This window comes from Pseudomonas sp. S1_E05 (genome assembly GCF_056337105.1).
On the sequence record NZ_JBFRHM010000001.1, the window covers coordinates 1,458,769 to 1,472,183 of the forward strand.

The window sequence follows — 13,415 nt, forward strand, 5'->3', positions numbered from 1 at the left end:
AGGGCATCCGATGAAAACACTGGCCAAACTCCCCGTCACCATCGTCACCGGCTTTCTCGGCTCGGGCAAGACCACCTTGCTGCGCCACATGCTCGACAACGCCCAGGGCCGTCGTATCGCCGTAATCGTCAACGAGTTCGGCGAGCTGGGCATCGATGGCGAAATCCTCAAGCAGTGCTCCATCGGCTGCACCGAGGAAGAAGCCGTCGGTCGTGTCTTCGAACTGGCCAACGGCTGCCTGTGCTGCACCGTGCAGGAGGAGTTCTTCCCGGTGATGCGCGAACTGGTGGCGCGCCGGGGCGATCTCGACCACATCCTCATCGAAACCTCTGGCCTGGCACTGCCCAAACCATTGGTGCAAGCCTTTCAGTGGCCGGAAATCCGCAGCGCCTGCACAGTCGACGCGGTGATCACCGTGGTCGACAGCCCGGCCGTCGCTGCCGGCACTTTCGCCGCATTCCCGGATCAAGTCGACGCCCAGCGTAAACTCGATCCGAACCTGGACCACGAGTCGCCCCTGCACGAGCTGTTCGCCGACCAACTGGCCAGCGCCGACCTGGTGATTCTCAACAAGGCCGACCTGATCAACCCTGAAGACCTGGCTCGCGTGCGCCTGGAAGTCGCCGAAGAATTGCCGCCGGCGGTCAAGATCATCGAAGCCAGCAGCGGTCGCTTGCCGCTCGATGTGCTGATCGGCCTGGGTGCCGGTTCCGAAGAACACATCGACAGCCGTCACAGTCACCACGATCACCACCACGAAGGCGAGGACGATCACGATCACGACGCGTTCGACTCCATCTCCATCGAATTGCCCCAGGCCGACGAGAGCCTGTTGCTGGATGCGCTGACCCAGTTGGTGATCAAGCACGACATCCTGCGCGTCAAGGGCTTTGCGGCCATCCCCAACAAGCCCATGCGCCTGCTGATCCAAGGTGTGGGCACACGTTTCGACAAGCACTTCGACCGCCAGTGGGGCGCCGATGAAGCGCGCACCACACGCCTGGTGCTGATCGGCCAGGCGCTGGACGCCGTGCAACTCGAAGCGCAACTGCGCGCCGCGCTCAGCGTGTAACCCATGCACCTGCTCAGGACCCAGCCCGGCGGTTTCGTGTCGGATGACAACATCGCCGACCTTGGACAAACCCCCGCCGAGCTGGTGATCCTGTGCAGTGGCGACTCCAGCCTCGCCTTGCTCGCCGAGGCCGCGCAACAGTTACCCGACGATTACCCGAGCGTGCGCCTGGCCAATCCGATGCAGGTGCAGAATCACGCCTCGGTGGATTTGTACGTCGATGAAGTGTTGCGCCATGCCAAGGTGATCCTGATTTCGCTGCACGGCGGCATCGCCTATTGGCGCTATGGCGTCGAGCAACTGATCGAGCTGTCCCGGCGCGGCGTGCAATTGATTCTGGTGCCCGGTGACGACCGCCCGGACCCCGAACTCAGCGACCTGAGCACGGTAGCGGTCGAAGAGCGTGACCGGCTCTGGCACTACCTGCGCCAGGGCGGCATGGCCAACGCCCTGGACCTGTTCCGCTGTTTGGCGAGTCGCTGGCTCGGTCGCGATTACACCTGGAGTGAACCGCAAGCCCTGCCGCGCACCGCGATCTATCACCCGAGCAAAAGCCCGGCTGTGCTCAGCGACTGGCAAGCCGTCTGGGAGGCCGGGAAGCCAATGGCGGCAGTGCTGTTTTACCGCTCGCACTTGCAGGCGGCGAACACGGGCTTCATCGATGTGTTCTGCCAGCGCTTGCAAGCGGCGGGGCTCAATCCCTTGCCGATTGCGGTGGCCAGCCTGAAAGAGCCCGGTTGCCTGACGGTGGTCGAGGACTGGCTGGACCAGGTCGACGCGGCGGTGATCCTCAACACCACCGGCTTTGCTCAATCCAGCCCGGAAGCGCCGCACCTGCGTCCGTTTCGTCGCAATATCCCGGTGATCCAGGCCATCTGTGCCCAGGACAACGAGCCCGGCTGGCGTGACAGCGAGCAAGGGCTGGGCCCGCGTGACCTGGCGATGCACATTGCGCTGCCGGAGCTGGATGGACGCATCATCAGCCGCCCGATCAGTTTCAAGGACCTGGCCTGGCGCAGCGAACGCAGCCAGTCCGATGTGGTGTGCTACCGGGCAGCGCCCGAGCGCATGGATTTTGTCGCTGAGCTGGCGCGGCGCTGGGTGGAACTTGCGCGGGTGCCCAACGGGGAGAAACGCATTGCCTTGATCCTCGCCAATTATCCGACCCGGGATGGGCGCATTGGCAACGGCGTCGGCCTCGATACGCCGGCCGCCGCCCTGAACATCCTTCGGGCGTTGCACGAGCAAGGTTACCCGCTGCCGGCCGAATTGCCGGACAGCGGCACCGCGTTGATCCAGCAATTGCTCGGTGGCGTCAGCAATGACCTCGACAATCTCGACCAGCGTCCGTGCCATCAGAGCCTCGCGCTGGATGACTACACGCGACTGTTCGATGCCTTGCCCGAAGCCAATCGGCGGGCGGTGCTGGAGCGCTGGGGCGAGCCGGAGCAAGACCCGATGTGCCGGGGAGGGCGAATGATGATCGCCGGGCTGCGCTTGGGCCTGACGTTTGTCGGCATCCAGCCGGCCCGTGGCTATCAGGTGGACCCGAGCGCGGTCTATCACGACCCGGACCTGGTGCCGCCGCATGGCTACCTGGCGTTCTACTTCTGGTTGCGTCACGCCTACGGTGCGCACGGTGTGATTCACGTGGGCAAGCACGGCAACCTCGAATGGTTGCCGGGCAAGGGCGTTGGCCTGTCGGAAAACTGCTGGCCGGACGCGTTGCTCGGGCCGCTACCGAATATCTACCCGTTCATCGTCAACGATCCGGGCGAGGGCGCCCAGGCCAAACGGCGCACGCAAGCGGTGATCATCGATCACCTGATGCCACCGCTCACCCGCGCAGAAACCTACGGGCCGCTGCGCAACCTGGAATTGTTGGCCGACGAGTATTACGAAGCGCAACTGCTCGACCCACGGCGGGCGCGGGAGTTGCAGCGTGACATCCTGCAATTGGTGCGCGAGACCCACATCGACCGCGAGTTGCAGCTGGACGAAAGCCTGGACAGTGACGCCGACGCGGCGATCTGGTTGCCGCGCCTGGATACGTATTTGTGCGACTTGAAGGAATCGCAAATCCGCGATGGCCTGCACATTTTCGGCGAATCTCCGACCGGACGTTTGCGCATCGATACGCTGCTGGCATTGCTGCGCATCCCACGTGGTGATGGGCGCGGGGCGCAGTCGAGCTTGTTGCGGACATTGGCCAAGGCATTCGGATTAGGGGTTGATCCGCTCGATTGCGCGCTGGCCGATCCGTGGGGCGGGCCGAGACCGGAGGCGTTGCTGGCCGTCAGTGATGAACTGTGGCGCACGGCGGGGGATACCCGTGAGCGGCTGGAGTTGTTTGCCAGCGAACTGATCTCGCAAACGCTGAACACCGCCCTCTGTAGGAGCGAGCATGCTCGCGATGGAGTATCAGACACTCTGGCGGCGACTGACACACCATCGCGAGCATGCTCGCTCCTACAGGATGGGGGTGACTGGTCTGAAGTGAACACGATCCTCGACCACCTGAACGAAGTCGTCGCCCCACGCCTCGACGCCTGCGGCCCCGCAGAAATGCGAGGCCTGCTCGACGCCTTGAGTGGCCGCTTCGTGCCCGCCGGGCCCAGCGGTGCGCCGAGTCGCGGTCGCCTGGACGTGCTGCCCACCGGGCGCAACTTCTATTCGGTGGACGTGCGCAACCTGCCCACCACCACCGCGTGGCGCATAGGCTTCCAGTCCGCCAACCTGATTCTTGAACGACATCTGCAAGACCATGGCGATCATCTACGCCAGCTTGGTTTGTCGGTGTGGGGCACCGCGACCATGCGCACCGGTGGCGACGACATCGCGCAGGCCATGGCGTTGATGGGCGTGCGACCGGTGTGGGCCACGGGCAGTCAGCGCGTCGACGATTTCGAGATCCTGCCGTTGAGCCTGCTCGACCGCCCGCGGGTGGACGTGACCTTGCGCGTTTCCGGGTTCTTCCGCGATGCGTTCGCCAACCTGATTCGTCTGTTCGACGCTGCGGTGCAAGCCGTCGCTTCGCTCGACGAACCGGATGATCTGAATCCGTTGGCCGCCAAAGTGCGGGCCGAGCGTGAGAACCTGCTGCAGGCCGGGTTCGATGAAGACGCGGCGCGACGCCAGGCCGGTTGGCGCATTTTCGGCGCCAAGCCAGGGGCCTACGGTGCCGGTGTGCAGGGCGCCATCGACGGTCGCCTGTGGCAAAGCCGCGAGGACCTGGCCGAGGTGTACCTGAATTGGGGCGGCTATGCCTACGGCGGGTCCGACGAAGGCACCGCTGCACGCGAGCAGTTCGCCCGGCGCTTGAGCCAGGTCCAGGCGGTGTTGCAAAACCAGGACAACCGCGAGCACGACTTGCTCGATTCCAACGACTATTACCAGTTCCAGGGCGGCATGCTCGCCGCCGTGGAAAGCCTCGGCGGCGTTGCGGCCGCCAGTTACCACGGCGACCACAGTCAGCCGGACCTGCCGAAGATCCGCACGTTAAAGGAAGAACTGAACCGGGTCATTCGCTCGCGAGCCGCCAACCCGAAGTGGCTGGAGGGCGTCAAGCGTCACGGCTATAAAGGTGCGTTCGAGATGGCGGCGACGGTGGACAACCTGTTCGCGTTCGACGCGACGACGCAGTTGATCGACGATCACCAGTACGCGTTGCTGGCCGATGCCTATCTGCTGGACCCGGGGACCCGGGATTTTGTGCGCGAACACAACCCGCATGCCTTGCGTGATATGACCGAGCGCATGCTCGAAGCTCAGCAGCGAGGCCTGTGGAAGGAGCCTGGGGAGTACCGCGAGGCACTGGAAAACCTGTTGTTGGATATAGAAGAAGATGGCTAGCTTCCCCCCACACACGCTGTGCCTCCTGTGGGAGCGGGCTTGCCCGCGATAGCGTTGGGTCAGCGATTCATGTATCTACTGACGCACCACTATCGCGGGCAAGCCCGCTCCCACAGGGGAAATATGTTGCTGATAAAACGACGACCACGATCGAGACAGACTTAATGACCCAAACCCCACATTTCCCGCTTTCCGCCGTGGTCGGCGCCGACGACTTGAAACTCGCGCTGTACCTGACTGCCATCGACCCGAAAATTGGGGGTGTGCTGATCGAGGGGCCTCGAGGCATGGCCAAGTCGACCCTGGCCCGGGGCCTGGCGGACCTGTTGGCCAGCGGCCAGTTCGTGACCCTGCCGCTGGGCGCCACGGAGGAGCGACTGGTCGGCACCCTCGACCTCGAAGCAGCCCTGAGCGAAGGGCATGCGCAGTTTTCCCCGGGCGTACTGGCCAAGGCTGACGGCGGTGTACTGTACGTGGATGAGGTCAACCTGTTGCCGGACCATCTGGTCGACCTGTTGCTCGACGTCGCCGCCAGTGGCACCAACCTGATCGAGCGCGATGGCATTTCCCACCGGCATTCCGCCCGGTTTGTTCTGATTGGCACGATGAACCCGGAAGAGGGCGAGTTGCGTCCGCAGCTGCTCGACCGCTTTGGTTTGAACGTCGCCCTGGGCGGTCATATCGCCCCACAGGCGCGTGGCCAGATCATCCGTCGGCGCCTGGATTTCGACAGCGACCCGCAGGGTTTTTGTGCGCACTGGGAAGCGCAGCAACAGGCGCTGCGCGAGCGCTGCGAGCAGGCACGTCGCCATCTGGCCAACATCCCGCTGGATGACGAAGCCCTGGCGCAGATTACCGAACGCTGTTTCGCAGCGGGCGTCGATGGTCTGCGTGCCGATCTGGTCTGGCTGCGCGCTGCCCGTGCCCATGCGGCGTGGCGAGGGGCGAGCGCGATTGGCAGGGAAGATATCGACGCGGTGGCCGATTTCGCCTTACGCCATCGTCGACGTGAACCCTCGCCGCCGGCACCGCAACAACCCGCGCAGGCACCTTCTAAACAAGACAGTCACCCCGGCACCGGCCAGGGGCAATGGGGTGAAATGCCGGCCCAGGCCCTGCCGGTCGGCGACCGTCGCGAAGTGCCGAGCTGGCCAAAAAGCCCTAGGCATTCGCCCTCGATCGCAAGCGGGGGCGAATGCCAGACCCCGCGCCGGACGCCTGGAGCATGGCAATCAGGGCAAGCGGCGTGCTGCGCGCGACGGCTCGGTGAACTGGCCGGGCACCTTGCTCAATGGCCGGCCGCGCCAGCGTTCACAGTTGCTGTTCCAATGGCGCACCCGCTCACCCCATGAGTTGTGGCTGGTGATCGTCGATGCCTCGGCTTCGACTCGACGCCATCAGGCCCTGAGCGATGCCAAGGGCTTGCTGGCGCAACTGTTCGACGACGCTTACCGCCAACGCGCACGCCTGGCGTTGTTAACGGCCAGCGGTGCCGCGCCGAAATGGCAGGTGCAGGGCTTGAAAGCTTCCAACGGCTTGCGTCACTGGCTCGATGGTCTGGGCGCCGGCGGCGGGACGCCCTTGCTGGCAGCGTTGCAAGAAGCCGAGCGTTGGATGAGCGCCCGCAAAAAAAGCTTCCCGGCAGAGCAACAGCGCGTGCTGGTGGTCACCGATGGACGTTTGAAGGACTGCCCGGCCCTGGCGCCGCTGGACTGCCCGGCCTTGCTGATCGACATCGAGCGCGGCCCGATCCGTCTGGGCCGCAGCAAGGTATTGGCGCAGCAGTTGCACGCTGAGTACCGGCACATCGACGAGCCCCTGTGAACACCGGACCTCTGTAGGAGCGAGTTCACTCGCGATGGTCGTCAACGATGACGCTGGCTGCCTGACACCCAGCGGTGTCTGGGCTTGCATCGCGAGCAAGCTCGCTCCTACAGGGGGGCGTCAACGCTGACGCGGACTCGCTGTCACCCCACCCATCGCACTCCGAGACTCGCCCCGAAGGCATGGGCTGTGAAGCCAATGCCGAGCGGGTGCTGGCGTCACTCAAGCACCAGGGCTTGCGACGCGGGCTGAGCGGGTATCGGATTGCGCATCAAGGTGCCCACCACCAGCGCACCGAGCAAGGCCAGTAGCCCGGCGACCCACAAAAGCATGCTGAAGCCGCCGACGAAGGCCTGGCGCGCCAGGGGCTCGATCAATGCGTGGGCGCTATCGGGCAGCAGGCTCATCGCCGCTGCCATGTCGCCAGCCACCACCCGTGACGCGATGCCCTGGGTCTGGCCCAGCCATTGCGCGCCCTGTGCCGATAGGCTGGCGTGCAGTAATTGCCCGGTTTGGCTGGACAACAAAGCACCGTACACGCCGATGGCCAGCACAATGGCGCTGAAACGCATGGTGGTGCTCATGCCCGATGCCATGCCGGTGCGCTCGCGGGGCACGCAGGCCATGATGTTTTTCTGGGTGTCGCCATTGAGCAATCCCGCGCCGGCGCCGGTAACGGCAATCGCCAGGGCGAAGGGCAGGTAACCACCGCTGCTGACGGCCCAGGCGCTCAACAGGTTGCCGCAGCCGACCAGCGTCAATCCGCTGGCCATCATCGTCGCCGGGGCGAACCGAGTGGACAGGCGCACGCCAATGCGCGGGCAGATCAGCATCGTCAGGGCAAAGGGCAGCATGCCCAGGCCCGAAGCGATGGCCGAAAAACCCAGGCCGTTTTGCAGGTAGAACGGCAGCAGGGTCATCATCACCTGGGCGCAACCGGCATAGGCGAACATGCCCAGCAATGCACCGATGAAACGAGGGTGCCTGAACAGTTGCAGGTCGATCATTGGCCGCCGTTGCAGTTTTTCAATCACCACGAAGAGGCCTAGCAACAAAGCACCGCCGAGCAGGCGGGCGTAGGTGGTCGGGTTGCTCCAGCCGATCCGGTTGGCCTCGATCAAGCCCCAGATCAGGCACAACAGACTGCCGCTGAACGCCAGGCTGCCCCACGGATCAAGTCGAGCGGATTGTGGATCGCGGGATTCCGGCACGGCGCGCCAGACCATGACCATCAGCAACAGGCCCACCGGCAGGTTGAGGTAGAAAATCCAGCGCCAGCCGATGTACTCGGTGATCAGCCCGCCGATGGTCGGTGCGGCCGTCATCGCCACGCCCATGCACGCGCCCCAGAATGCCCAGGCCTTGGCCCGTTCCACTTCATCGTGAAAGGTGTGGCCAATCGACGCCAGGGCCGAGGTCAGCAGCAACGCCGCGCCGACGCCCTTGATGGCCCGGGCGATGTCGAGAAACAACGCACTGGGCGCCGCGCCGCAGCCGATGGACGCCAGGATGAACAGGCCCAGGCCGCAGAGCAGGATTTTCTGCCGGCCAAATCGGTCGGCGATGCTGCCGGCGGGTAACAGCAGGGCGGCAAACGCCAGCATGTAGGCGCTGACTACCCATTCGATGTCGGCGAAGTTGGCCCCCAGGTCGCGGGCGATCGTCGGCAAGGTGACGGCTACGATGTTGGTGTCCAGGACGATGAGCGAGCAGACGCCGGAAGCCGTCAACAGCGTGAGGCGTGGATTGACCGGGCTCATGCTGTGATTGCCTTTTGAGCAAGGTCGCTGGCATGGCGGAGGTTTTGGTGTTTGACGCGCATGGCAAGGGCTCTCTACTGTAATTGCCAGATGAGCTTATCGCGACGATCCAGTGGCTTTGTTAGCCTGCGATCGGCATTTCATTACCTTTGAGCTAATGCCCCATGGACATCCGCCATTTCCGTTACTTCCTGGCCGTTGCACGGCAGGGCAACTTCACCCGCGCTGCTGAACAGCTCGGGATTGCACCACCGACCCTGACCCGGCAGATCCAGGACATGGAGAACGAACTCGGGACCCGCCTGTTCGTACGCCAGACCCGCGAAGTCAGCCTCACCGAAGCCGGCGCCGCCCTGATGATCGAAGCCGAAGCGACCGTGCGTCAGTTCGAATACGCCCAGCAAAATGCCCAGCGCGCGGGGCGTGGGGAGATTGGTCATATTGAATTGGGCTATGTGGCTTCGGCCGTGTATTCCGGGCTGTTGCAGAAGCAGGTGCAGGCGTTCAGTCGCGAGTGCCCGGATGTGAGCCTCAACGTGCGCGAGTATCCGATGGCGTCCTTGCCGGCAATGGTTTTGGAGGGGCGATTCGATATTGGCTATGTTCGATCGCCCATGACCTTGCCCGAGGGGCTGGAAGCGATTCGCCTGGATGCCGAGGGCTTTGTGCTGGCGCTGCCCGGCGAGTCCTGGTTGTGCCGTTTGGGCGAGATTGGCCCTGAGCATCTGCAAGGCGAGACGTTCATCCTGCCGGAACAGATCAGCGGCACTCTGCAAGTCGCCGCCCAAGGCGGGTTTGCGCCGAAGCTGGGCGCGCAGCCGGGCGGGCTGGTGGCGGTCCTGGCGCTGGTGTCATTAGGGCAGGGCGTGGCGGTGGTGCCCGAGTCGGTGGTCGGGCATGTGGGATTGCCCGGTGTGGTGTATCGGTCGATCAAGGGCAACGAGGCGAATTCGTGGCTGTCGTTGATTCATCGGCGGTTCGAGAAATCGGCGGCGGTGATGCGGTATATCGAGCGGGTTCGAATTGGTTGAATCCCCCTGTAGGAGCAGCCGGTCGACGCTCGATTGCTCGCGATGGCGACGTGTCTGTGCCGAAGATGTTGGATGTGCCGCCGTCATCGCGAGCAAGCTCGCTCCTACAGATTTTGTAATGATTTCCAGCTGTGGGAAATATCCCTTTAGCCTGTACGCTCAAAGGCCATTTGTCTTTCAGGATTTGCATGAACACCCTCTCGGAGCCTCCCAGTTACCCTTCCTCCTCGCGCCATCGCGCACGTTGCTCGTACGCAAAACACCCGGTCTTTCGGCGCCTGAATTCCTTTGTCATTGCAACCCCACGGCCTCTGCGCCGCGCTTTGCCGTGCCCGGCATTCTGAATTAACGAAGAGATCGAGACTTTTATATGGAATGGTTAGCTGACCCCACCGCCTGGCTGGGCCTGTTGACATTGATCGTGCTGGAGCTGGTGCTCGGCATCGACAACCTGGTGTTTATCGCCATCCTCGCCGACAAGTTGCCTCCCGAGCAGCGCGACCGTGCACGTCTCATCGGCTTGTCCCTGGCCTTGATCATGCGCCTGGGCCTGCTGGCGAGTATTTCCTGGTTGGTGACCTTGACCCAGCCACTGTTCGAGGTGTTCGACAAGAGCTTTTCCGGACGAGACCTGATCATGCTGTTCGGCGGTGTGTTCCTGTTGTTCAAGGCCACCATGGAGCTGCACGAACGCCTCGAAGGCCATGTTGGCGAGCGCACGGCCAACACCGCTTACGCGATGTTCTGGCCCATCGTTGCGCAGATCGTCGTGCTCGATGCAGTGTTTTCCCTCGACGCGGTGATCACCGCCGTGGGCATGGTGGATGAATTGGCGGTGATGATGATCGCCGTGATCATTTCCATCGGCTTGATGATCGTCGCCAGCAAGCCGCTGACCCGCTTCGTCAACGCTCACCCGACCGTGATCATGCTGTGCCTGGGCTTCTTGATGATGATCGGCTTTGCGCTGACCGCCGAAGGCCTGGGCTTCCACATCCCGAAAGGCTACCTGTATGCCGCCATCGGTTTCTCCATCCTGATCGAGGTGTTCAACCAGATCGCCCGGGCCAAACGCAAACGCTCGATGCAGGGCTTGCGGCCGATGCGTGAACGCACTGCGCATGCGGTGATGCGCTTGCTGGGTGGTCGTAAACTGGCGGCGGAAGAGGTGGGTGAAGAAATTGCCGACATGCTGGACAACGGCGAGACCCCGACTGAAGAGCTGTTCGACCGTCGTGAACGGGTGATGATCAGCGGTGTGCTGCAACTGGCCGAACGACCGATCCGCACGCTGATGACCGTGCGCGCCGATGTCGACTACATCGACCTGGCCGATGACGCCGAGACCATTCGCACACGCTTGATGCACTCGTCCTATTCGCGTTTGCCGCTGATCCGTGACGGTGCGGTGGATGAACCGCTGGGCTTCGTGCACAAGAAGGAGCTGCTCAAGGAGTACCTGAGTGGCAACGAGCCCGATCTGGCACACCTGGCGCGCCAGGCCATCAACCTGCTGGACAGCTATTCGATCCTCAATGCCCTGGAGCAGATGCGCAAGGCTTCGACCCACATTGCCTTCGTGGTCAATGAATTCGGTGACTTCGTCGGCGTGCTGACCATGACCGATATCCTCGAGTCCATTGCCGGCGAGCTGCCGGACGCCAGCGAGATCGAAGGCCCGGACGTGGTCGAGGAGAAGGGCGGTTTTGTGGTCAGCGGCGCGCTGAACCTGGCGCGGGTGCGCCAACGCACCGGCTTTGCCGCCGAACCGACCGACGACTACCAGACCCTCGCCGGGCTGGTGGTCAGCCTGCTGGACCGCTTGCCGATGATTGGCGACAGCCATGAGTGGGAAGGTTGGCGGATGACCGTGGTGTCGGTGGAAGAACGACGGGTGACGCGGGTGTTCCTGGCACGTATGGACGCCTGACCCACTGTAGGAGCGAGCACGCTCGCGATGGAGGACCAGGCACCGCGGGGTGTCAGGCCTCCAGCGTTATCGTTGACGACCATCGCGATCATGCTCGCTCCTACAGGGGATTTGTGAACGACACAGATCCTCTGTGGAAGCGGGCTTGCCGGTCCAATGTGGTGCAAATACCCGCCCGCTGTAGCCAACGGTAGCGCTGCGCCATTGCTTCCTCGGGTAACAGCAATTTCTTAGAACAACCCATCCCCCTGATTCAAAACACTTTTCAAATCTCGCTCCCACCTCGTTACAACCTGTGGCACACTTTCTGCTGTCTATTCCGCTGTTACATACTATGTTCCGGTATAGCGGAATAACTCACATCCAGGAGTGCTTGCCATGCATCGCCGACCTTCCTTGTTCAAAGCGTGTGTTTTTCTTTTTGCAGCTTCGGCTGCTGCCATGGGCGTGGCCCAGGCGGCGGACAGCAAGCTCGATAGCGTGCTGGCCCGTGGCAAATTGATCGTGGGCACTGGCAGCACCAATGCGCCTTGGCACTTCCAGGGAGCGGATGGCAAGTTGCAGGGTTTTGATATCGACATCGGACACATCATCGCCAAGGGCTTGTTCAACGATCCGGACAAGGTCGAGTACGTGGTGCAGTCTTCCGATGCCAGGATTCCAAACCTGCTGACCGACAAAGTCGACATCAGTTGCCAGTTCATCACCGTCACCGCCAGCCGAGCCCAGCAGGTGGCGTTCACTTTGCCGTACTACCGCGAGGGCGTCGGCCTGCTGCTGCCGGCCAACAGCAAGTACAAGGAAATCGAAGACCTGAAAGCCGCCGGCGACAGTGTCACCGTGGCCGTGCTGCAAAACGTCTATGCCGAGGAACTGGTGCACCAGGCACTGCCCAAGGCCAAGGTCGATCAATACGACAGCGTTGACCTGATGTATCAGGCCGTGAACTCCGGACGCGCCGACGCGGCAGCCACCGATCAGTCCTCGGTCAAATACCTGATGGTGCAGAACGCGGGTCGCTACCGCAGCCCGGCCTACGCCTGGAGCCCGCAAACCTATGCCTGCGCGGTGAAGCGCGGCGACCAGGACTGGCTGAACTTCGTCAACACCGCCCTGCATGAGGCCATGACGGGCGTTGAGTTTCCGATGTACGCCGAGTCGTTCAAAAAATGGTTCGGTGTAGACCTGCCAACCCCAGCCATCGGTTTCCCCGTCGAATACAAATGACCCCGTGGGAGCGGGGCGGACAATCGCCCCGCTCAAGGTATTGCTGACCATGAACTATCAGTTGAACTTTGCCGCCGTGTGGCGCGATTTCGACACCTTGCTGGCGGGGCTCGGCCTGGGCCTGCAATTGGCGCTGGTGTCGATCGCCATCGGCTGCGTGATCGGCCTGATGATGGCGTTTGCGTTGCTGTCCAAACACCGGGCGTTGCGGGTACTGGCGTCGGTGTATGTGACGGTGGTGCGTAACACGCCCATCCTGGTGCTGATCCTGTTGATCTACTTCGCCTTGCCGAGCCTGGGCATCCGCCTGGACAAGATTCCCTCGTTCATCATCACCCTGTCGTTGTATGCCGGGGCCTATCTGACCGAGGTGTTCCGGGGCGGTTTGCTGAGCATCCCCAAAGGGCAGCGCGAAGCCGGCCTGGCCATCGGCCTGGGTGAGTGGCAGGTCAAGGCTTACGTCACCGTGCCGGTGATGCTGCGCAACGTGCTGCCTGCGCTGTCGAACAACTTCATTTCGCTGTTCAAGGACACCTCGCTGGCGGCGGCGATTGCCGTGCCGGAGCTGACCTATTACGCGCGCAAGATCAATGTCGAGAGCTACCGGGTGATCGAAACCTGGCTGGTGACGACAGCGCTCTATGTTGCGGCCTGTTACCTCATTGCCATGCTGCTGCGTTACCTCGAGCAGCGTCTGGCGATCCGCCGATAGGAGGCCC

Annotated in this window: 8 protein-coding genes and 1 pseudogene; 8 read left to right on the top strand and 1 reads right to left on the bottom strand. The window is 63.0% G+C overall.

What is annotated here, in order from left to right:
• The first annotated feature begins 10 nt into the window (after positions 1-10).
• The 4 genes and pseudogenes from cobW (at position 11) to AB4N33_RS06810 (ending at position 6,748) form a co-directional block, all read left to right on the top strand.
• Positions 11-1,072 carry a cobalamin biosynthesis protein CobW gene (cobW, locus tag AB4N33_RS06795; protein WP_460124766.1) on the top strand — a complete coding sequence of 354 codons (1,062 nt, stop codon included), beginning with the start codon at positions 11-13 and terminating at the stop codon, positions 1,070-1,072.
• Between the two features lie 3 nt (positions 1,073-1,075).
• A complete protein-coding gene (cobN, locus tag AB4N33_RS06800) occupies positions 1,076-4,924 on the top strand; it encodes a cobaltochelatase subunit CobN (protein WP_476456786.1) in 3,849 nt (1,282 codons plus the stop codon).
• A 164-nt stretch (positions 4,925-5,088) separates the two neighbouring features.
• Positions 5,089-6,087, top strand: a pseudogene (locus AB4N33_RS06805) (magnesium chelatase ATPase subunit I); the annotation flags it as partial.
• A 55-nt stretch (positions 6,088-6,142) separates the two neighbouring features.
• Positions 6,143-6,748: a vWA domain-containing protein gene (locus tag AB4N33_RS06810; RefSeq protein WP_476458790.1), complete on the top strand. Its 606-nt coding sequence runs from the start codon at positions 6,143-6,145 to the stop codon at positions 6,746-6,748.
• 218 nt (positions 6,749-6,966) lie between these two features.
• Here the strand turns inward: AB4N33_RS06810 and AB4N33_RS06815 are convergent, their stop codons facing one another.
• Positions 6,967-8,508 carry an MFS transporter gene (locus AB4N33_RS06815; RefSeq protein ID WP_476456787.1) on the bottom strand — a complete coding sequence of 514 codons (1,542 nt, stop codon included), beginning with the start codon at positions 8,506-8,508 and terminating at the stop codon, positions 6,967-6,969.
• A gap of 164 nt (positions 8,509-8,672) precedes the next feature.
• Here AB4N33_RS06815 and AB4N33_RS06820 point away from each other — a divergent pair, with 164 nt between their 5' ends.
• The 4 genes from AB4N33_RS06820 to AB4N33_RS06835 all read left to right on the top strand — a co-directional run bounded on the left by AB4N33_RS06820 (position 8,673) and on the right by AB4N33_RS06835 (position 13,408).
• A complete protein-coding gene (locus AB4N33_RS06820) occupies positions 8,673-9,539 on the top strand; it encodes a LysR family transcriptional regulator (protein ID WP_460124775.1) in 867 nt (288 codons plus the stop codon).
• A 370-nt stretch (positions 9,540-9,909) separates the two neighbouring features.
• Positions 9,910-11,469 carry a TerC family protein gene (locus AB4N33_RS06825; protein WP_476456788.1) on the top strand — a complete coding sequence of 520 codons (1,560 nt, stop codon included), beginning with the start codon at positions 9,910-9,912 and terminating at the stop codon, positions 11,467-11,469.
• 378 nt (positions 11,470-11,847) lie between these two features.
• On the top strand, positions 11,848-12,696 hold the full coding sequence (locus AB4N33_RS06830; protein WP_460141706.1) for a transporter substrate-binding domain-containing protein: 849 nt from the start codon (positions 11,848-11,850) through the stop codon (positions 12,694-12,696).
• 49 nt (positions 12,697-12,745) lie between these two features.
• Complete coding sequence (locus AB4N33_RS06835; protein ID WP_460141707.1) at positions 12,746-13,408, top strand: amino acid ABC transporter permease; 663 nt, start codon at positions 12,746-12,748, stop codon at positions 13,406-13,408.
• The last annotated feature ends 7 nt before the right edge of the window (positions 13,409-13,415 follow it).